The 17,016-nt window shown below is 47.6% G+C and carries 22 protein-coding genes; 1 reads left to right on the top strand and 21 read right to left on the bottom strand.

Going from position 1 to position 17,016, the window contains the following annotated elements:
- Positions 1-46 precede the first annotated feature (46 nt).
- The 8 genes from HMPREF9389_RS01805 to miaA all read right to left on the bottom strand — a co-directional run bounded on the left by HMPREF9389_RS01805 (position 47) and on the right by miaA (position 7,011).
- Positions 47-637: an HD domain-containing protein gene (locus tag HMPREF9389_RS01805; protein ID WP_002930863.1), complete on the bottom strand. Its 591-nt coding sequence runs from the start codon at positions 635-637 to the stop codon at positions 47-49.
- Between the two features lie 86 nt (positions 638-723).
- Positions 724-1,773 carry an acyltransferase family protein gene (locus HMPREF9389_RS01800; RefSeq protein WP_002930864.1) on the bottom strand — a complete coding sequence of 350 codons (1,050 nt, stop codon included), beginning with the start codon at positions 1,771-1,773 and terminating at the stop codon, positions 724-726.
- A 58-nt stretch (positions 1,774-1,831) separates the two neighbouring features.
- Positions 1,832-2,542, bottom strand: a complete 711-nt coding sequence (locus HMPREF9389_RS01795; RefSeq protein ID WP_002930865.1) for a class I SAM-dependent methyltransferase — start codon at positions 2,540-2,542, stop codon at positions 1,832-1,834.
- 6 nt (positions 2,543-2,548) lie between these two features.
- Positions 2,549-3,304: an SDR family NAD(P)-dependent oxidoreductase gene (locus tag HMPREF9389_RS01790; RefSeq protein ID WP_002930866.1), complete on the bottom strand. Its 756-nt coding sequence runs from the start codon at positions 3,302-3,304 to the stop codon at positions 2,549-2,551.
- Entirely contained in the window at positions 3,301-4,230 is a 930-nt protein-coding gene (gene rnz, locus HMPREF9389_RS01785) for a ribonuclease Z (RefSeq protein ID WP_002930867.1), read from the bottom strand. Before rnz ends, HMPREF9389_RS01790 begins: the two co-directional genes overlap by 4 nt.
- 10 nt (positions 4,231-4,240) lie before the next feature.
- On the bottom strand, positions 4,241-4,864 hold the full coding sequence (locus tag HMPREF9389_RS01780) for a hypothetical protein (protein WP_002930868.1): 624 nt from the start codon (positions 4,862-4,864) through the stop codon (positions 4,241-4,243).
- Positions 4,857-6,095: a GTPase HflX gene (hflX, locus tag HMPREF9389_RS01775; protein ID WP_002930869.1), complete on the bottom strand. Its 1,239-nt coding sequence runs from the start codon at positions 6,093-6,095 to the stop codon at positions 4,857-4,859. The genes HMPREF9389_RS01780 and hflX overlap by 8 nt, the downstream gene beginning before the upstream one ends.
- 31 nt (positions 6,096-6,126) lie before the next feature.
- A complete protein-coding gene (gene miaA, locus HMPREF9389_RS01770; protein ID WP_002930870.1) occupies positions 6,127-7,011 on the bottom strand; it encodes a tRNA (adenosine(37)-N6)-dimethylallyltransferase MiaA in 885 nt (294 codons plus the stop codon).
- An 82-nt stretch (positions 7,012-7,093) separates the two neighbouring features.
- Between miaA and HMPREF9389_RS11850 the strand changes: the two genes are divergently transcribed.
- Entirely contained in the window at positions 7,094-7,264 is a 171-nt protein-coding gene (locus tag HMPREF9389_RS11850; RefSeq protein ID WP_002895160.1) for a DUF3042 family protein, read from the top strand.
- Between the two features lie 138 nt (positions 7,265-7,402).
- On the opposite strand, the gene HMPREF9389_RS01765 is transcribed toward HMPREF9389_RS11850, so the two are convergent.
- The 13 genes from HMPREF9389_RS01765 to HMPREF9389_RS01705 form a co-directional block, all read right to left on the bottom strand.
- Positions 7,403-7,873 (bottom strand): GNAT family N-acetyltransferase, encoded by a 471-nt coding sequence (locus tag HMPREF9389_RS01765; protein ID WP_002930871.1) that lies wholly within the window; start codon positions 7,871-7,873, stop codon positions 7,403-7,405.
- A gap of 11 nt (positions 7,874-7,884) precedes the next feature.
- Positions 7,885-8,634, bottom strand: a complete 750-nt coding sequence (locus tag HMPREF9389_RS01760) for a PHP domain-containing protein (RefSeq protein WP_002930872.1) — start codon at positions 8,632-8,634, stop codon at positions 7,885-7,887.
- 33 nt (positions 8,635-8,667) lie between these two features.
- A complete protein-coding gene (hisE, locus tag HMPREF9389_RS01755; RefSeq protein WP_002930873.1) occupies positions 8,668-8,982 on the bottom strand; it encodes a phosphoribosyl-ATP diphosphatase in 315 nt (104 codons plus the stop codon).
- A gap of 131 nt (positions 8,983-9,113) precedes the next feature.
- Positions 9,114-9,458 (bottom strand): phosphoribosyl-AMP cyclohydrolase, encoded by a 345-nt coding sequence (hisI, locus tag HMPREF9389_RS01750; protein ID WP_002930874.1) that lies wholly within the window; start codon positions 9,456-9,458, stop codon positions 9,114-9,116.
- Positions 9,458-10,216: an imidazole glycerol phosphate synthase subunit HisF gene (gene hisF, locus HMPREF9389_RS01745; RefSeq protein WP_002930875.1), complete on the bottom strand. Its 759-nt coding sequence runs from the start codon at positions 10,214-10,216 to the stop codon at positions 9,458-9,460. Before hisF ends, hisI begins: the two co-directional genes overlap by 1 nt.
- A 2-nt stretch (positions 10,217-10,218) precedes the next feature.
- Complete coding sequence (gene hisA, locus HMPREF9389_RS01740; RefSeq protein WP_002930876.1) at positions 10,219-10,941, bottom strand: 1-(5-phosphoribosyl)-5-[(5-phosphoribosylamino)methylideneamino]imidazole-4-carboxamide isomerase; 723 nt, start codon at positions 10,939-10,941, stop codon at positions 10,219-10,221.
- Positions 10,919-11,542, bottom strand: a complete 624-nt coding sequence (gene hisH, locus HMPREF9389_RS01735; protein WP_002930877.1) for an imidazole glycerol phosphate synthase subunit HisH — start codon at positions 11,540-11,542, stop codon at positions 10,919-10,921. Before hisH ends, hisA begins: the two co-directional genes overlap by 23 nt.
- 34 nt (positions 11,543-11,576) lie before the next feature.
- On the bottom strand, positions 11,577-12,161 hold the full coding sequence (gene hisB, locus HMPREF9389_RS01730) for an imidazoleglycerol-phosphate dehydratase HisB (protein ID WP_002930878.1): 585 nt from the start codon (positions 12,159-12,161) through the stop codon (positions 11,577-11,579).
- A gap of 11 nt (positions 12,162-12,172) precedes the next feature.
- Entirely contained in the window at positions 12,173-13,465 is a 1,293-nt protein-coding gene (gene hisD / locus HMPREF9389_RS01725) for a histidinol dehydrogenase (protein WP_002930879.1), read from the bottom strand.
- A complete protein-coding gene (gene hisG / locus HMPREF9389_RS01720) occupies positions 13,462-14,106 on the bottom strand; it encodes an ATP phosphoribosyltransferase (protein ID WP_002930881.1) in 645 nt (214 codons plus the stop codon). Before hisG ends, hisD begins: the two co-directional genes overlap by 4 nt.
- Positions 14,103-15,092 carry an ATP phosphoribosyltransferase regulatory subunit gene (locus tag HMPREF9389_RS01715; protein WP_002930884.1) on the bottom strand — a complete coding sequence of 330 codons (990 nt, stop codon included), beginning with the start codon at positions 15,090-15,092 and terminating at the stop codon, positions 14,103-14,105. The genes hisG and HMPREF9389_RS01715 overlap by 4 nt, the downstream gene beginning before the upstream one ends.
- A 55-nt stretch (positions 15,093-15,147) precedes the next feature.
- A complete protein-coding gene (gene hisC, locus HMPREF9389_RS01710) occupies positions 15,148-16,206 on the bottom strand; it encodes a histidinol-phosphate transaminase (RefSeq protein ID WP_002930885.1) in 1,059 nt (352 codons plus the stop codon).
- 473 nt (positions 16,207-16,679) lie between these two features.
- Complete coding sequence (locus tag HMPREF9389_RS01705) at positions 16,680-16,985, bottom strand: DUF4298 domain-containing protein (protein ID WP_002930886.1); 306 nt, start codon at positions 16,983-16,985, stop codon at positions 16,680-16,682.
- Positions 16,986-17,016 lie beyond the last annotated feature (31 nt).

Raw genomic sequence — 17,016 nt, forward strand, 5'->3', positions numbered from 1 at the left:
CTGTCCCACTCTCCAAACTTTCTATCTACGAGCAAGGCCCTCAGGCTCACTCATCTAGGTAAAGCCCTTTAGCAACACTTTGATCAATAACTTCCTGAGCCAATTCCCAAAGAGTTTCAGAGGTTTCTTGGATAAAGGATTTCTTAGCGATGACCTGCGACTTGGTCAGTCCATAAGGGTTGTCATGGGGCTGAGCGACTTCCAAGTGATTGAGCAGAGGAACCAGAGCGTCCAGCACTCGGGCATATTTAGCCTCTATGCTAATGCCAGTCTCAAACTCCTGCCAAAGCCCTAAAAAGGAATCCTGCTGATCTGAAGGCAGCTTGTTTAAACTGATTTTCAAAGACTCCAGCTCTCTATCGTAAGAATCGCTCTTGCCCACATCGTCAAAGATAAAGGTATCACCAGCATATATTTCGCCCAAATCATGAATCAATAACATAGACATGACCTTTTCCAGATTGACTTCTTCAGGGATATATTCTCGAAAAACTAGAGCCATGAGCGCCCCCTGCCAACTATGCTCTGCAGAATTTTCAAAACGATAAGCGTCCAAGGTCCGATTGTTGCGATGAGTGGCTTTCAGCTTTTCAAGCTCATTGGTAAAAGCCAGCTGCTGTTGTAGACGTTCAAGCATGTGGAACTCCTTTGAAATGTTTTTATAGCTAATTCTATTCAAAATTGATAGTTGCTCTTAACGCTCTATATGATTTTCTTCAAAAACTAAACTTTCACTTCTTTTCTGTTTTTCTTCCCTCGCCATCGAATCACTAATTCTGAAGTCAGATGGGTCAGGATAATCGTCAGAAGGAAGGCCCAACGGCCATTTTCCCACTTGGTCAGCTGCTGGGATTTGAGCAGAAAAAAAGATAACTCAATAAAGATAGGATGGAGGAAGAAATAAAGGATACTTAGATCTTTTAAATGTCGCCAGTTTTTTTCGCGCTTCCACTCTGCTTTTAGTAGCCAGTTAAATAAGAAAAGTGTAAAGGGAATGAGAGCAAAGAAAAAGTTTTTATCTAATCCCTGCCTGATGTAAACCAGAACTCCTTCACCTACCAGGAAAAGGCTTGCCAGCAGAAGAGGCATCCAGCGTTTTTTCTGAAATAATGCTACCTGCCCGTAATCAGCTAGAAAGTAGCCTAAATAGATAAAAATGGGCGTATAGAAGAGGCCATTCCTGCTAGTGAAAAAGAGCTTGGCATAGGCATCATACCAGTCTGTTAGCAGGCTAGGCGCCAGATAGGCGTGATAAGTCTCAATAGCACCTAAGGCGTAGAGAACCAGTAAAAGAGCAAATGTTTTCTTTGGACCCAACTTCCTATACAAGAAATGGACCAGCAGCAAACCTAAGAGAAAGGCAGGAATATACCAGAGCTGGTAGCTCATTCCGATGTAGAAGAGCGCTGCTAGGATAGCCAGAGGAGCTAGGTAGAGGGGTAAATGCAGTGATTGGAAATAAGTCAAAGCATAGGGGAGATAGACCAAGCTCCAAAAGCCATAGACCTTTAAAATACCTTTAATATACAGAGTCAGTTTCGTAGAACCTTGCTCTCGCTTCCAGCGTACTCGGAAAAAATAGGCTGAAGAAATTAAAAAGAAAGGGACCGCCATGCGACCAAACATACTCTTCTGAATAAAATGTAGAGCTTCATGCTCAAAAAACCTCTGGCAGTGAACCAGAATTACCAAAATGGAAGCAATATATTGAAAAAGGCTGAGCAGGGCATAATTGACTGGCTGTCCTGGCCCTACGACTTCTCTCCTTTGCATCAAGCTTTCTCCTTACGAGGTTTGTTTAAGATGTAAATGAGCACTTTTTTCCTTTGACCTAGGACTTGACTAGCCAAACATGCTGAAAGGCAGCAATGTCCCGATAAGGTGATTGGTTGCAGACAGCCAGCTCCATCTCAAGCATTTTTTCAGCCCAGCCAGGGGCAGTTTTATAGTCATTGGCCTGCAAGCCATAAAAAATCCGTACTCCTTGATAATCCTCAACTTCTAAAGGCAGACCTGAAATCACATCTTGAACCTGATAGACCTTTGCAGCTCCCATACTGTGGGTTTGATATTTCTGACCCGCTAAAAGCTGCTGGGCCTTTTCTGGGTCATTTTCAAAAACCACTGTATGCATAATGCGTCCAACCTCGTGATGCTTGACCAGAGAAATTTTGCCGTCCTTTTTTAAGAGACGGGAAAATTCTGTCAAATAGAGAGCAGGGTCAGATACATACTCTAAGACATTATGACAGACGATGACATCAAAAGACTGGTCAGGCAGATTTTGTAGAAGGTCCAAGCTGCCATGCAATTGCTCATAGGAAAAGTCCTGCTTGAGCTCAGCAATCATTTCTGAACTAGGCTCGATGGCGGTCACTTCGTTCTTTTCCGCTAGAAAATCAGCCACAATCCCAAAACCGCTACCGAAATCAAGAATTTTCTGGCCCTTCAGCGACTCTAGAAAGGCAAAAACAATATCATATTGCAGTTTTCCCCAAGGTGCCTGCAGATGAGCTTTGTAGGCTTGTAGATTAGCTGTCATAAAACCTCACTTATAGTTAAACATATTGACTGCCATCTTGTCGGCAATTCTTGGAAAAAGGGTATAAAGCTTGTGGGCCAGATTGAGAATCCTAGGTAGATTAATTTCCCGCCTCTTTTTACCAAAGGAACTGACAATTTTGCTCGCTACAAAGTCAGGTTCCAAAATATACTTATCGACTGCTTTTACATAGGAACCGTCAGGATCTGCCTGATCGAAAAAGGAAGTTTTGATAGGACCGGGATTAACTGTCGTGACATAGACCCCAAAAGGCAGGAGTTCCAAACGCAGGGCATTGGAAAAACCAATAGCAGCAAACTTGGTCGCTGAATAAAGACTGGACTTGCTACTGGCAATGAGGCCGGCCATACTAACGATATTGACGATATGTCCTTGACCTGCCTGCTTCATGCGAGCTCCAAAGATACGGGACAAATTCATCAGGGCAAAGGTATTGACCTCGAACATGGCCTCGATATCGCTTGAGCTGATTTTGTCAAATTCTTCAAAAATCCCATAGCCAGCGTTATTAACCAGAACATCGACATGGCCGTATTGGTTGTCAATCCGCTCTGCAAAGCTTTCCAAAGCTGAGCTGTCAGTAATATCCAGCTCAACTAGGTCAAGATTTTCCCTTTCTCCATATAGTTTTTCCAGCTTAGCCTTGCTCCGTCCGACCAAAATCAGTCGGTCATGGGGCAAGAGCTTAACCATTTCCTGGGCCAGTCCGCCGCTAGCCCCTGTGATGATGATGGTTCTCATATCTCCACCTCTTCCAAGTCCTTGACTACATGGACCTTTTCAAAGATAGCGCTGGCATCGCGGCGCATTTGGCTAATGTCCTTAGCTAGAAAGCGAGCACTGATATGATTGAGGAGGAGGCGCTTAGCACCAGCTTCCTTGGCTACTTCTGCTGCCTGCATATTGGTCGAATGACCATGATTTCGGGCAAGTTTTTCGTCTCCCTTGCCATAGGTCGCTTCATGGACCAGTACATCTGCGGCCACAGCTAAGCGGACACTGGCAGCAGTCTTCCGAGTATCACCCAGAATAGCAATGGTCTTGCCCGGACGAGGGGCTGATATATAGTCAGCTGCAATGATTTTGGTCCCATCTTCTAGGATGATATCCTGACCATTCTTGACTTTACCAAAGAGGGGACCAAAGGGGACGCCTGCTGCCCGCAGCTTGTCCGCATCCAGCGTTCCTTCCAAATCTTTCTGCATCACCCGATATCCTACGCAGAAAATCGTATGATCCAGCTTTTCCGCATAAACAGTGAACTTGTTCGTTTCCAGAATCTTGCCCAGACTGTTTTCATCAAACTCATGAAAATCAATCCGATAAGGCAGACGAGAACCTGACACGCGCAGGCTAGACAGGACAAAGTTTTTAATGCCTTTGGGTCCATAAATTTCCAAGTCAGTCTGCTCTTCATTGGCCTGAAAGGAGCGACTGGACAGAAAGCCCGGCAGACCAAAAATATGGTCGCCATGCAGATGCGTGATGAAAATCTTACTGATTTTGCGCGGTTTAATCGTCGTCTCCAAAATCTTATGCTGGGTTCCTTCACCGCAGTCAAACATCCAGACCTCATTGATTTCCTCCAACAACTTGAGGACAAGGCTGGACACATTGCGAGCCTTGGATGGCTGACCGGCTCCGGTTCCTAAAAATTGTAATTGCATGTTTTTCTTTCTAAATGATATAAATCATGGCAGAGCGATTCTGCGAGTGATAGTATTTTCTGCCAGCATAGGACTGAGCCAGCTGACTGACTTCATCTTGATTGTAGCCCAGAACCCTCTGGCTGCCATCCGCCAGCTGCTGCCAATCGGTCAAAGCAGTCAGCGCCTGACTGTCCACGACTTGAGACTCAGCTTTGAGAGGTGCCATTTTTATTCTCCCAGCTTCTTCGTAGACCAAGTACTGGGGAAAGACTTGGGCGATTTCAAAGAGCAAGTCAGCTGTTACCGGCTCTGGCTTTTCTGGGAATACCAAGCCGACCTCCTCGCTCTCAAAGCAAAATCCATAGGCCTTGCCAGAAAGATTGAGCCGGACAAAAGGTTTGCTTTCTATAAAGCTAGGCGCCGGATTCCACAAGTCCAGCGCCTGACTGATTTCTAAAAAATAGGCTGTCGCGGCTTCAGGACTTTTCTTTTGATAAAGCTCAGCAAAGTAAGCATTGATAACGCTGGGCGGCGGTGTGATGAAGCTAAGCTTCTGCTCTTCTGTCAGGCCAGCCAATACTTGCTCTAAGTAGACCCTGTCTAGGCTCGTAAAACCGCCGTATTTCAAGGCCAAGTCAATATAATCAGTCATAAAATTCTTCCAGTTTCCATTTGTTCTTCTCGGCAATCCAGCCCGAAATGACTTCGAAATCGTCTAAGTATTCTCGATTCCCCATAATCACGACTTTCTCTAAATCATGAATCTTGTAAGCTTTAGCCGGCGCCACCTTGATGGTAAAAGGCAAAAAAAACTCTTTCATCCGCTCCAGCAGGACTTGCTGCAAAAGAGCTCTGCTATTGTCCGCCTTAGCCGAAATCAAAGAATAAGGAGTCAGGGTCGGGGTGAAATGCTCCGCCTTGTCCGCTTTGTTATAGAGAGTCAGACGGGGAATATCCAGCATGTCCAACTCTTTCATAATGTCGAGGACGGTCTTTTCATGCTCCTCATGATGAGGGTCGCTGGCGTCAATAACATGGACCAGCAAATCGACATTTTTACTCTCCTCTAGAGTAGACTTAAAGCTTGACACCAGCTCCGTCGGCAAATCCTGAATGAAACCAACTGTGTCTGTCAGCGTGACATTGAGCTGACCACTGAGGTTGATATTCTTGGTCGTGGCATCTAGCGTCGCAAAGAGTTCGTCTGCCTCATACTGACTCTTACTAGTCAAGCAGTTCATAATAGTGGACTTGCCAGCATTGGTATAGCCGATGAGGCCGATTTTGAAAATGCTGGACTCCAGCCGTTTTTCACGAACAGTTGCCCGATTTTTCTCCACTGCCTTGAGCTGGCGCTCAATATCGTGAATCTGATTGCGGACACTGCGGCGATTAAGCTCCAGCTGGCTTTCACCAGGACCGCGGGAGCCAATGCCACCTGCCTGACGGCTGAGCATAATGCCCTGGCCGACCAAGCGAGGCAGCAGGTACTTGAGCTGGGCCAAATGAACTTGGAGCTTGCCTTCATGACTCCTAGCCCTCATGGCAAAAATATCCAAAATCAGCTGCATACGGTCAATGACCTTGACCCCCAAGCTTTCCTCTAGATTAACATTTTGGCGGGGTGTCAGACGGTTATTGACAATAACGGTCGAAATCTCCTCAGCATCAACCATCTGCCGGATTTCTTCTAACTTGCCAGAACCGACAAAGGTCTTGCTGTCATACTTTTCCCGCTTCTGGCTATAGGAGCCGACTACCTCAGCCCCTGCAGTCTTAGCCAGACTTTGCAGCTCCTCCATGGATAGGTCAAAATTCTCCGTATCTGCTAGTTCCACACCGATCAGAAAGACACGCTCTGTTTTTTTCTCTGTTTCTATCATCTCATATCCTTACTAAGACTTGGTCAGCCAGTTACTTGTCCAAAAACTTCCTGATGTCTTCCATAACCTGATTTTTATAGTCTGGATTTCCCACCTGATAAAAGGTCACGGACATCCGATTGCGAAACCAAGTCAGCTGGCGCTTGGCAAAACGGCGAGTATTCTGCTTGAGCTTGTCCACGGCCTCTTCTAGGCTCATCTGACCTTCAAAGTAGGGGAAAAGTTCCTTGTAGCCGATACCCTTGCTGGCTTGACTGGTTGGAGCCTGTTCATAAAGCCAACGAGCTTCTTCTAAAAGTCCGACTTCTAGCATCAGATCTACTCGCTGATTGATTCGATCATAAAGTTTTTGTCGCTCATCATCTAGACAAATCAATAAAGCTTCATAATCTGGCTGGCTGTTTTCTAGTGGCACGCCTAGCTGAGCAATCTCCAGTGCTCTCATAGCCCTGCGTCTATTTATCTGTGGAATCCCGATACCTAGCTCTGCTATTTTCCCAAACAAATCCTCATCCGACCAACTATCCAGCTGCGCCCGATAGGCCAAAATCTCCTCGTGAGGGACGGAGCCGCCCAGATGATAGCCCTCGAGCAAGCTCTGGATATAGAGCCCTGTGCCACCGCAAATGATGGGAAGCTGATCTTGAGCCGCAATCTCACGAATAGCCTGAGCCGCCTCAGTCACAAAATCATAGGCCGAATAGCTTTCTCCGACCTCCCGCACATCCAGCAGATGATGGGGAATGCCCTCTTGCTCCTCCGGACGAATCTTAGCCGTGCCAATATCTAAGCCACGATAGACCTGCTGGCTGTCACCGCTGATGATTTGACCATTGAAGCGCTTGGCTACCTCAATACTCAAAGCCGTTTTTCCAACTGCCGTAGGCCCCACTATCACAATTATCTTGGTTTTCATCTTTTTTCCTTGAAAAAATTTTGATTTTTCGTTACTATTAATTATAACATAAATAATAAAAGTTCAGAAAAGGAGAAATCACATGGCTAAAGGATTTGGAAAAGGCGTTCTTACAGGAGTTGCAGCTACAGTTGCTGCTGTGGCAGGCGCAGTATATGCAGTCAAGAAAAAAGTCATCGAACCTGAAGAACAAAAAGCGGCTTTCATCGAAGAAAACCGTAAAAAAGCAGCTCGCAAACGTGTAGCACACTAATCTTGCTCATTTCACTAAAAAGCCTGGAAAAATCCAGGCTTTTTGCTTTTGAAGGAGAAAACTTAGTCAAAATTGAGTTCCCATCTAGAACACACAATAATACGAAAAGACCGCTCGTTTGGGTGGTCTTTCTTCTTGCTATAGTCGGCACAACATCAAATAATCATCTTCCCTCTCTTCAACCGTGACAAAGCCCAGTCTTTGATAAAAGCCAACGGCGGGATTGTCTTTTGAAACGGAGAGGGAGACACCTGGGTAGCCTTTGGACTTGAGTAAGTCCAGCATGGCCGTCATCAACTGCTGCCCTAGACCTTGACCCCTGAACTCAGGCAGGAATGAAATGGACAGAGAGGGAGTCCGGTCGTCATAATAGCCGTAATCTTTCATGATCCGAACCCAAACAGCTCCTACCAGCCGGCCGTTCACTTCTGCTGCTAAAGCCCAATCATCTGGCTGTTGACCAAAGTCCTTGATATACATCTCAAGTTCTGGCTCCTTCAAGATACTTCTGGGCAGCGGCTCTAGACCTTGGGGGATAAAAATAGCTTGGTAAAGAAATTCCTCTAAGAGCGGGATTTCCTCTGGTTTTAAGGGCCTAATCTCGGTCATGATTTCTCCTTCTAGATCAACTGCTCCTCACCTATGCCGGCCTCAGCTAAGATTTTGGCCACTCGGTCAAACTGTAAGCGGAAATGCTCCAGCTTGTGGCCATCTGAACCAACTGAAAAGCGCTGACCGCCCAGCTCCTTGACTAGAGAGAGAGCGTAAATATAGAGTTCCTCGTGGCCGTACAGATACATGGACTTGCAGTTGAGCTCAAAGGCCAGACCATAATCAATCATCTTGTGAAAAAGCTGTCGCAGCTCTGGTTCAAAAGTTTTTAACTCCTCTACGGTAAGCGCAAATTTTCGGAAACCATAGTCAAAGTGAGCTAACACATCTGCTGGCACAGCCTCGATAGCCTCTTCCAGCTCTCTTAGGTAGCGGGGAATTAACTCCATCTTATCCAGCTGCAAGACTGGCTCTTCCAGATAGTCAAAACTGCCATTGTGGTGAACAGATAGGAGCTTGAGGTCATAATTCTTGTCCGTTAGGAAAGCTAGGATATCGTCCTTACGCGGAGCGTAATAGCCAATTTCAATGCCCTTTTTGATGCGGTTGCCATATTGCTGGTTCAGCTCTGCTATTTTTGCTGAATAGGCCTCATAGTCAGGCACATCATCATGGGGCGAGGCTGCTTCATAGGGGTAGGGATTGGACAAATCATAGTGCTCTGTGGTGACAATCTCGCCCTTGTAATGGTCCAGATAGTCACAGAAATCTGCCTCAGAATCATAGGAAAAATAGGTATGAAGATGGTTGTCGCGCATGCTGGACCGCCTTTCTGCAAATCTTGTGTCCCTTTAGTATTGGTCAATTTCAGGTCGGTCATGAATCCGACTCTGCTTGCCCTGTCTGGCCTGGAGGACGGCCTCTACCTGATCCAGACTGACGCCGGTCTCAACTAGAGCGACCGTCAGATGGTAGAGCAGATCAGCTGTCTCATTGGCCATCTCGTCCTTGTCAGCATTTTTTGCGGCAATGACCACTTCAGTCGCTTCTTCACCGACTTTTTTGAGAATCTTGTCCAGCCCCTTGTCATAGAGATAGCTGGTATAGGAGCCTTCCTTGGGCTCCTTTTTGCGTTTGAGGGCTTCTTGATAGAGGGTTTCTAGCATAGTATCTCCTTGTTACTGTCCTTATTTTACTATAAAAAGCAATTCTTTCCAATGGCAGGCTGGTGTCTTGATACTGACTTCTTCGTTTTATATTTGCATTAACCAAGTACTAAAGTAAAGCAAGGGAGCTTTTAGTCAGTTTTGCCGTCTTCTTCATCCCAAATTTTATGGAAAAAGCAGGATTTGGAACCGGTATGGCAGGCAGCTCCCAGCTGGTCTACCTCGATTAGCAGGGTATCCAGGTCGCAGTCAGACGTGATTTTTTTGACAATCTGATAGTGGCCGCTGGTGGCTCCCTTATGCCAAAGCTCCTGACGTGACCGGCTCCAGTACCACATTTGCCCGCTAGTGCAGGTCAGCTGATAGGCTTCTTCATTGAGATAGGCCAGCATGAGGACTTCTTTGCTAGTGTGGTCTAGGATAATGGCAGGTATAAGACCGCCTTGCTTTTGAAAATCTAACTTTACTTCTGTCATCAGATGCGTACCTCCAATCCAGCTTCCAGCATGGCTTTTTTGGTATCTGAGATGGAGACCTGACCATAATGAAAAATCGAAGCCGCCAAGGCACCTGTCGCTGCAGTTTTTTCAAAAACTTCTAGGATGTGCTGGCTAGAGCCAGCACCACCAGATGCGATGATAGGAACGGAAACCACTTGAGAGACGGCTTCCAGCATAGGCAAGTCAAAACCTGACTTTGTCCCATCCTTGTCCATACTGGTCAGAAGAATTTCCCCAGCTCCAAGACTGACAGCTTCTTGAACCCAGTCTAACAGGTCGCGACCGCTGTCCTTGCGACCACCAGCCAGATAAACATGCCAGCTGCCGCCCGCTACTTTCTTAGCATCCACGGCCAGCACCACACATTGACTGCCGAATTTCTCAGCGCAATCAGCCAAAAGCCGAGGATTTGTCAGTGCTGATGAATTAACTGCAACCTTATCCGCCCCAGCTTGGAGCATCCGCTTCATGTCCTCAACCGTACGAATGCCGCCCCCGACGGTAAAGGGAATGAAAACCTGCTCCGCCACGCGCCGGACCATCTCGACCGTCGTGCCCCGCTTCTCATGGGTGGCGGTGATGTCCAGAAAGACCAACTCATCGCAGCCGGCTTCATAGTAGGCCTTGGCCGCATCAACTGGATCGCCCACATCAGTCAGATTGACAAAGTTGATGCCCTTGACCACCCGGCCGTCCTTGACATCCAGACAGGGAATGATTCGTTTTTTTAGCATGGCTAGCCCCTTTCTGCTTCCTTGATCTGCTCTAGGCTAACTCGTCCACTGTAATAGGCCTTGCCCACAATGGCACCAGCCAAGCCCAGCTTTTTCAGCTCCTTTAAGTCATCCGCTGACTGGATACCACCAGAGGCAATGACTTGAGCATCCTTGAGGGAACCCAGCAATTTTTGATAATGCTGGATATTGGGGCCAGTCAGAGTCCCGTCTCGGTCCACATCTGTATAGACGAAGAGACGGACGCCGATTTTTTCCATGGCCAACGCCAGACTGATATAGTCCTGATTGCTGGTTTCCAGCCAGCCCTCAGTCGCAACTAGACCGTCTTTCGCATCAATGCCAATCACGATTTTGCTGCTTCCAAAGCGCTCCAGTGCGGCCTCAACAAAGGCAGGATTCTTAACAGCCATAGAGCCAATAATGACACGGTCAATGCCAACCGCCAGGTAATCTTCAATCTGCTCCAGACTGCGGATACCACCCCCGACTTGGATAGCTAGACCAGTCTCTGACTTAATTCGGGCAATCAAATCCCGATTGGCCGCCCGACCTTCTAAGGCTCCGTCCAAGTCAACCACATGAATCATGGTAACCCCGGCTTCTTTGAAAATTTTGGCTTGCTCCAAGACATCGGGATTGACCACCGTCTTCTGGCTAAAATCCCCTTTAAAAAGGCGGACGGCCTGGCCGTCTTTGATATCAATAGCGGGCAGTATTTTCATAGACATACTCCTTAAACTTCTCTAGGATACCGAGACCAACAGCACCTGACTTTTCTGGGTGAAACTGGCAGCCAAAGACCGACCCTTGGTGAATCATGGCTGGGATGGGTCGCCCATAATCAGCCGTCACATCCAAGTACTCCTCCGGAACATCCGTATAGTAGCTATGGACGAAATAGACTGACTGGTCCTCGAGACCAGCTGTCAAAGCAGACGAATGCTGGACCTGTAAGTCATTCCAGCCCATGTGAGGCACAGGCAGACCAGCCTGATCTGGAATCCTACGGCAAACACCGGGAATCAAGCCCAGTCCAGAGTTTTGACCATTCTCCAATCCAGACTCCAGCAGGAGCTGCATCCCTAAGCAAATCCCCAAGAGAGGCTTGCCATCAGCCACAGCCTCCTGAATAACTGACACCAGCCCTCGCTTTTCCAACTCCTGCATGGCAGTAGGAAAAGCACCGACACCAGGTAAAACCAAACCATCAGCGTCCAAAATTTCCTGCGGGTCAGCTGACAGACGCGCTTCTACTCCGACCTGAGCCAGAGCGCGGAGAACATTGGCAGTATTTCCCGCGTCATAATCAATAACAATCATCATCTCTACATCAACTCCTTTCACTCAGAAGGACAAGCTAGAGCAAGCCCTTGGTGGAGTTGACTCCATGAATCTCAGGATTTATGGTAATAGCCTCCCGCAGAGCTCGGCCACTCGCTTTAAAGAGACTTTCCGCCTTGTGGTGGCTGTTCTTGCCATGAAGGACTTTCAGGTGCAGATTCATCTGCAGATTAAAGGCTAGGGCTTGGAAAAATTCCTCCACTAGCTCGGTGTCAAAATTTCCAAGCTTGGGATTGTCAAAATCAGCCTCAAAAACCAGATAGGAGCGACCGGATAGGTCCAGACTGGCCATACCCAGCGTTTCATCCATAGGCACAAAGCTAGTGCCGTAGCGGTTGATACCTGCCTTGTCTCCCAAAGCCTGACGCAGAGCCTGCCCCAGCACGATCCCCACATCCTCGACCGTATGGTGGCTATCCACCCATAGGTCGCCTTCAGCCTTGACCGTCAGAGAAATCCGACTGTGGCGGGCAAAAAGGGTCAGCATATGGTCAAAGAATCCGACACCAGTCTCGATAGCGACCGGCTCCTGTTGGTCCAGATTGACAGCCAGTTCAATATCGGTCTCCTGTGTTTTACGCTTGATTTCAGCTTGTCTCATGGCAACTCCTTCTATTTTTCCTGTCTGCGGGCTTCGATGGCCTTGGCATGTCCCTGCAGGCCTTCTGCATAGGCCAGACTGGTAATATCCTTGTCAGCTGCCCCTACAGCAGCACGGCTGTACTGGGTGTACTGGATGCGCTTGATAAAGTCATAGACTCCCAGAGCTGATGAAAAACGGCTGGTGCTGGTTGTCGGCAAAACGTGATTGGCTCCCGCATAGTAATCACCGATAGGCTCACTGGTATAATGCCCCAGAAAGACAGAGCCAGCATTTTCAACCTGATCTAGATAGCTGTAAGCATCATCCATGGCAATTTCCAAATGCTCCGGTGCCACCTGATTCATGAGCTCAAACATGGCTTCCTTAGAAGGTGCAAGGATGATGCGACCGTTGTTCTCAATCGAAGCACGCGCGATTTCCTCCCGCGGCAGCTCTTTCAGCTGTCTGTCCAGTTCTGCTTCGACTTGGTCTGCCAGCTCCTCCGAGTCGGTTACCAGAATAGCCCGAGCTAATTTGTCGTGCTCAGCTTGCGACAGGAGGTCGGCAGCCACATAGACGGGACTGGATGAACTATCCGCAATGACTCCAATCTCCGAAGGACCGGCAATCATATCAATTCCCACGACCCCATAAACCATCTTCTTGGCTGTAGCCACAAAGATATTGCCTGGTCCTGTTATCTTATCCACCTTGGGAATGCTCTCAGTTCCATAAGCCAGAGCTGCTACACCTTGGGCTCCGCCAATTTGGAAAATCCGATCCACACCAGCCAGCTTGGCAGCGACCAAAATCGCTGGAGTAAAATGCTCCTGAGGTGGTGTAATCATGATGATTTCTTTGACACCAGCAATCTTAGCTGGGATAACATTCATGAGGACGGAGGAGGGATAGGCTGCGGTGCCGCCAGGTACATAGGTGCCGACCCGCTCAATCGGCCGAATCAACTGACCACGAACAACGCCCTCGCTGGGACTATCCTCAAAACCAGTCTCCAACTGCTGGCGGTGGTAGGATTCAATATTAGCTTGGGCATTTTTCAGTGCAACCAGGACCTCTGGGTCAATCTCCTCAAAGGCCTGGTCAATCAGCTCCTGTCCAATCTCAAAATCTGTCACCTCAACCTTGTCAAAAAGCATGGTATAGTCTCTTAAAGCTTGGTCACCGTCTTGTTTGACTCTTTCAATAATCTCAGCCACCGCTTCTTCCACATCTAAGTTTTGCTGACTGAGCTGCAGCTGCTCTTCGTATAAAATCCGTGAAATTTCTTCGTTACTTCCGCTTAAACGTTTGATAATTGTCATTTAAAAGCCACCTCTCTTCTTCCTACTAGGGATTCAATCTTTGCCACAAAAGGCATGATATCTGGGTTATTTTTCAGGGAAGCCTGATTAGCAATGAGCCGGGCTGACACCCGACAAATGTCTTCAAAAACCAGCAGGCCGTTAGCTGACAGGGTATGCCCCGTCTCCACAATATCGACAATGGCATCCGCCAGACCCAGCACCGGTGAAATCTCCACGCTGCCTTGGATGGAGATGATTTCCACATCTTCCCCCTTTTGATTAAAATAATCAGTCGCTACCGTTGGGTACTTGGTCGCAATCCGCTTGCGCTTGTGATCATGAGGGTCATAGTTGGGAACCGAGGCCAGTGAGAATTTACAAAGCCCAAAGTTCAGATCCAGCAGCTCCAGATAGCCGGTCGGATGCTCAAAGAGAATGTCCTTGCCTACAATGCCCAAATCAGCGACTCCATGGCGTACATAGGTCGTCACGTCAGGCCCTTTGACCAAAAGAAAGCGAAAGCGACTGTCTGGACTTTCAAAAATCAAGCTACGCCCCTTGTCTGCCATGAAGGACATATCAAAGCCAGCCTTGGTCAAGAGCTTGACCGTATCTTCCTCAATCCGCCCCTTGGTCAGGGCAATGGTAATCTGACTCATCTGCTATCACCTTCCTTTCCGCCCTCGTCCGGCAGGTCATCATGAATGGCCTGATAGACACTGTCAATGTCTAGGGACCAGCCGATAGCTGTCAGCTCTGCTGCCCCGAAGCGCTTGAAAAGCTGGTCATAGCGCCCACCAGATAGAAAGGCATCTGGTACTCGGTCGCCAAAGACCTTGAAGGTCAGGCCGGTATAGTAAGGCATGGCCGCCACCTGTCCCAAGTCCATAGTTGTCTGATCCAGCAAGCCTGATAGGCTCTGCAAAACTTGCTCCACATCATCTAATGCCGTCAATATCCGCTCGTTATCAACTATCTCTCTAGCCCTAGCTAAAACCTGTTGGCTAGGACCAAACAAATAGGGCAGCTCCTGCAAAAAATCATCAAATTCACTCGATCTGGTCTGGGTGAATTCAAAGAGTCCCGTCCTATTTTTCTTGCGAATATAATCTAGCAGCTGGGCCTCCTCCTGCGAATCCAAGGCCAGACTCTCTAGAATTGTCTGCAGGATTGCTGCATGGGAAAACTCGAACTGATAAGACTTAACCTGCGCCAAATCCAGCGACTGCTTGGCTGTCTTGATAGCCTCAAGCACCGCCTCGCGAGCTGGATAGCCGATAATCTCAATACCAGCTTGACTGAGCTCGTTGGCAAGACCGCGCAGCTCTTCTTGATAGTGAAAAACCTTGCCCGAATAGGAAAACTTGGTCGGCGTATGCACCCTGGTCGAAGCAATAACCCGACCAATCTGGCTAGTCACATCTGGCCGTAGCACCAGTAGCTCGCCTTTTTTATCGAAAAGATGATAATGATGGGGCTCCACATGGTCACTGAAGACCTCGAAGTGCTCCAAAGTCGGCGTGTCAATCCGATTGAAGCCCTGAGCCATCAGAAAATCACTGATGTCCCGCTCAATCTCGTAGGTTACACGCGCCCTCTTGAAAAGCTTGTCATGCATGCCAATCGGAAGGGTGATTTTATTCATAGGCTGCTTTCCTTTCTTGCTCTATTCTTACACTGGCTGGCTTTGAGTCAAACTCTCAGCTGCTGCAAATTTCCTCGATAGCTGCCAGGACTGTTTCCATCTCCTCTCGCTGTCCGATAGAGATGCGCAGAAAGTCTTTGATTCGTTCTGCTTTTGGAAAATACCGCACATAAATCTGACGCTCTTCTAACTGCTGGAAAAGCTCTGCTGCAGAAATTCTAGTAGGCTGGGCTAGGACAAAGTTGGTCTGACTTGGCAGGATTTGGAAATCCAGCGCAGCCAATTCCCCAGCAAACCAATCTCGGGTCTCTTGAATGGCTCTGCCGGTCTCCAGATAATAATCCCAATCTTCTACTGCCGCAAGAGCCAAGCGCTCTGCTAACATATCTACTGAGTAAGGATTGATGGAGTCCTTGACAGCTTTCATGACAGCTATTAAGTCTGGATGACCGATGCCGTAGCCCACCCGCAGACCAGCCAAGGCCGCATCTTTGGAAAAGGTCCGTGTGATAAAGAGGTTGGGATAGGTTTCTAGAAGAGGTAGGGCAGATTGACCGCCAAAGTGAATATAGGCCTCATCCACCACCACTACCACATCCTGATTGGACGCCAGAATTTCCTCCAACTGATCCAGCGACAGATAAATCCCCGTCGGAGCATTGGGATTGGCTAAGATAATGCCGCCATTGTCTCCAAAATAGTCGGAGGGATGGATCTCAAAATCAGCTGTCAGAGGGATTTCTCGAAAAGGCACGTGGTAGAGGTCCGCCCAGACCTTGTAAAAACCATAGGTCAAATCCGGAAACAAGACCGACTCGCCGCTGTTAAAGAAAGCCAGGAAAGCCATGGACAAGATGTCATCACTGCCGTTACCAATAATGAGCTGGTCGGGCGATACACCCAAGTTTGCCGCCAAAGCTTGACAGAGCTCCGCCTGGTCCAAACTGGAATACTTGCGCAACTCCTGGCCATCAAAGTTCTGCAGGGCCTCTGCCACCTTAGGACTTGGTCCATAAGCATTTTCATTGGTATTGAGCTTAATCATGTCTGGCTCATTGGGCTGTTGCCCCGCTACATAAGGATTGATCTGCCTGAGACCTTTTAGCTTCACCATCTTGCCACCTCTCTTTCACACACTAGCCATTATCTGACTCTGATTATCTTTTAAAACTTCTAATAAATGAAAGACGAAATTTACCGCTTTGGTAAAGGAAAATAGGGGAATCTTCTAATTTAAATATAATAAAAAGCCCTAGCAAAAAAACTTTGCAAGGACGTTGACACGCGGTTCCACCTTTATTCGGACCCCAGTCGCCTGAGGACCCTCTGGGAGTACAAGACTCCAGATTGATAACGGCAATCAACCGTCGGACACTAGTCTCAGACTGCTGACTGATTTCGCATCCGCACTCAAGAATGTGTCGTCTAAGGATTGCATGCCGTCTCACCATTAGGCACTCTCTGTTTCTTGTCTTAGACTTTTTCTCTCATTGCTTTCAATTTATTGTTGAATATTCTACATGAATTTTTATTAAAAATCAAGAGGAAAATTGAAAAAAATTAATTATTTTTTTCTTTCTAAATAAATTAACGTTCTTTCAGCATAGAGCTAGACAAATTCAACAGATTAATTGCTGTTTCAAAATACTCCCCCATCAGGTCATAGACAGCATCTTCGCTTAAGACGCCGCAAGCTATATTTTCAGGGAAATCCGGTCCATTCGAGAACTCTAAATCATCAAAAAACTCCTGACCAGTATAGTAGTTCCTCAGCTGGATATAATCTGACTGGCAGCGCTCCAGCTCAGCTAAAGCTTCCTGGGCTCTTGCCAACACCTGAGAATATTTATTCAGATGCTTTTCCATTTTTTGAATGCGTTCTAACTGTTCCACAGGCTTCCTTCCTTTCTGGACACGACAAACT

The sequence above is a fragment of the Streptococcus sanguinis SK355 genome (genome assembly GCF_000212855.1).
Classification (GTDB): domain Bacteria; phylum Bacillota; class Bacilli; order Lactobacillales; family Streptococcaceae; genus Streptococcus; species Streptococcus sanguinis_A.

Excerpts from the sequence above, each read along its gene's own strand:
- HMPREF9389_RS01715 (WP_002930884.1), bottom strand. The coding sequence starts at position 15,092 with ATGAATAAAATCACCCTTCCGATTGGCATGCATGACAAGCTTTTCAAG.
- hisF (WP_002930875.1), bottom strand. The coding sequence starts at position 10,216 with ATGCTAAAAAAACGAATCATTCCCTGTCTGGATGTCAAGGACGGCCGG.
- hisC (WP_002930885.1), bottom strand. The coding sequence starts at position 16,206 with ATGGTGAAGCTAAAAGGTCTCAGGCAGATCAATCCTTATGTAGCGGGG.
- HMPREF9389_RS11850 (WP_002895160.1), top strand. The coding sequence starts at position 7,094 with ATGGCTAAAGGATTTGGAAAAGGCGTTCTTACAGGAGTTGCAGCTACA.
- HMPREF9389_RS01765 (WP_002930871.1), bottom strand. The coding sequence starts at position 7,873 with ATGACCGAGATTAGGCCCTTAAAACCAGAGGAAATCCCGCTCTTAGAG.
- hisA (WP_002930876.1), bottom strand. The coding sequence starts at position 10,941 with ATGAAAATACTGCCCGCTATTGATATCAAAGACGGCCAGGCCGTCCGC.
- HMPREF9389_RS01800 (WP_002930864.1), bottom strand. The coding sequence starts at position 1,773 with ATGCAAAGGAGAGAAGTCGTAGGGCCAGGACAGCCAGTCAATTATGCC.
- HMPREF9389_RS01795 (WP_002930865.1), bottom strand. The coding sequence starts at position 2,542 with ATGACAGCTAATCTACAAGCCTACAAAGCTCATCTGCAGGCACCTTGG.
- HMPREF9389_RS01790 (WP_002930866.1), bottom strand. The coding sequence starts at position 3,304 with ATGAGAACCATCATCATCACAGGGGCTAGCGGCGGACTGGCCCAGGAA.
- hflX (WP_002930869.1), bottom strand. The coding sequence starts at position 6,095 with ATGATAGAAACAGAGAAAAAAACAGAGCGTGTCTTTCTGATCGGTGTG.
- hisH (WP_002930877.1), bottom strand. The coding sequence starts at position 11,542 with ATGATGATTGTTATTGATTATGACGCGGGAAATACTGCCAATGTTCTC.
- HMPREF9389_RS01760 (WP_002930872.1), bottom strand. The coding sequence starts at position 8,634 with ATGCGCGACAACCATCTTCATACCTATTTTTCCTATGATTCTGAGGCA.
- miaA (WP_002930870.1), bottom strand. The coding sequence starts at position 7,011 with ATGAAAACCAAGATAATTGTGATAGTGGGGCCTACGGCAGTTGGAAAA.
- HMPREF9389_RS01780 (WP_002930868.1), bottom strand. The coding sequence starts at position 4,864 with ATGACTGATTATATTGACTTGGCCTTGAAATACGGCGGTTTTACGAGC.
- hisB (WP_002930878.1), bottom strand. The coding sequence starts at position 12,161 with ATGAGACAAGCTGAAATCAAGCGTAAAACACAGGAGACCGATATTGAA.
- hisD (WP_002930879.1), bottom strand. The coding sequence starts at position 13,465 with ATGACAATTATCAAACGTTTAAGCGGAAGTAACGAAGAAATTTCACGG.
- hisI (WP_002930874.1), bottom strand. The coding sequence starts at position 9,458 with ATGACAGAAGTAAAGTTAGATTTTCAAAAGCAAGGCGGTCTTATACCT.
- hisE (WP_002930873.1), bottom strand. The coding sequence starts at position 8,982 with ATGCTAGAAACCCTCTATCAAGAAGCCCTCAAACGCAAAAAGGAGCCC.
- hisG (WP_002930881.1), bottom strand. The coding sequence starts at position 14,106 with ATGAGTCAGATTACCATTGCCCTGACCAAGGGGCGGATTGAGGAAGAT.
- rnz (WP_002930867.1), bottom strand. The coding sequence starts at position 4,230 with ATGCAATTACAATTTTTAGGAACCGGAGCCGGTCAGCCATCCAAGGCT.
- HMPREF9389_RS01805 (WP_002930863.1), bottom strand. The coding sequence starts at position 637 with ATGCTTGAACGTCTACAACAGCAGCTGGCTTTTACCAATGAGCTTGAA.